2 protein-coding genes are annotated in these 1,230 nt (G+C 49.2%); both read left to right on the forward strand.

Annotated features, from left to right (window positions below; translation table 11 throughout):
• Positions 1-612 (forward strand): RHS repeat-associated core domain-containing protein (locus tag PMI12_RS29525; protein WP_007838675.1); only part of this gene is annotated, 612 nt, incomplete at its 5' end.
• A complete protein-coding gene (locus PMI12_RS29015; RefSeq protein WP_157632287.1) occupies positions 609-1,043 on the forward strand; it encodes a hypothetical protein in 435 nt (144 codons plus the stop codon). The genes PMI12_RS29525 and PMI12_RS29015, both read left to right, overlap by 4 nt.
• Positions 1,044-1,230 lie beyond the last annotated feature (187 nt).

Raw genomic sequence — 1,230 nt, forward strand, 5'->3', positions numbered from 1 at the left:
CAGGAGCTGACGGACCACGAAGGCCGCATCGCCTGGTCGGCCAGCTACAAGGCCTGGGGAGAGGCCAAGCAGGCGATCAGCGAAGCGGGACGCAAGGCGGGGTTCAGGAATCCGATCCGGTTCCAGGGGCAGTACTTTGACGACGAGACGGGGCTGCACTACAACCGGTATCGGTACTACGACCCGGTGAGTGGGCGGTTTGTCTCCAGTGATCCGATCGGGCGAGCCGGTGGACTGAATTTTCATCAATACACGCCAAATCCGATCGAATGGGTTGATCCGTTGGGACTGGCTGGCAGAAAAACTCCAAAACCGAGAATAGAGCCTGGCAACTCAAAAGAGGGTTGGCAACACATCGATGAAAGGCATATTTCTGGAACCTCCTCGCAGGGTCCTGGCGATTTGTTCCCGCCTGGCACAACTCAAGACCAAATTCAATGTCTTTGCGAGCTGCTTGCAAAAAGTGGAACAAGAATTAGCAACCCATCTTCTCGAATTCAAACGTTTGAAAAGCGTACCGTTGTAAATGGAGTTCGAGGACGTTATCGCGCCGTTTTTGACTCACAGGACGGAAATCGAACTATTACAGCATTTCCAGTAAAAAGCGAATGATCATCAACTTTTCTCGAATCGAGGACCCTGATTTTTCCCCATTCGATCTGGGGAACATCAATATAGTCAAGGACGCCATAGAATTCAGATCCGACGAAGAAGATCGATATGCGATGATGATATTCATCTCAATATCCGATTTCATACACGGATTACTTGCATGCTACAGAGGGGAAAAGAAAAGATTTGAATTTGTCGGCACGGATTCGTCTTTTTCGATTGTCTTCTCAAAAAAGGATGGCAATATACAACTGTCGAGACAAAAGAAAACTATAGAATGTTCTTGGAGGGAGATATTAGAATCCACAATGAGCGGCATAAATAAAATAATAAAGGAAAATAAACTTAAAATCGATTGGGGCCACGCCGTATTTTCAGATCTAAATGACGCCAAAATGGAATTGGAAAAAGCCTTGAGCGAATTGCGCTAACTAGCAAATTTTGATGTGTGGCATCGCCGGTGACAGCATGGCCGGCCGGCTGATGGACAACCTGCTCAGGGACTATGCAGGGGCCCACTACACATGGGACGAGCGGGGCAACCTGATCGAGCGCAGCCGCAATGGAGAAAAGACCACCTTCACCTGGGACGGCTTCAACCGCATGCGCAGCGCCGAG

Origin of the sequence: Variovorax sp. CF313 (assembly GCF_000282635.1) — a bacterium.
Classification (GTDB): domain Bacteria; phylum Pseudomonadota; class Gammaproteobacteria; order Burkholderiales; family Burkholderiaceae_C; genus Variovorax.

Bases quoted from the DNA above. Each gene is read 5' to 3' on its own strand.
- PMI12_RS29015 (WP_157632287.1), top strand. From the start codon at position 609: ATGATCATCAACTTTTCTCGAATCGAGGACCCTGATTTTTCCCCATTC.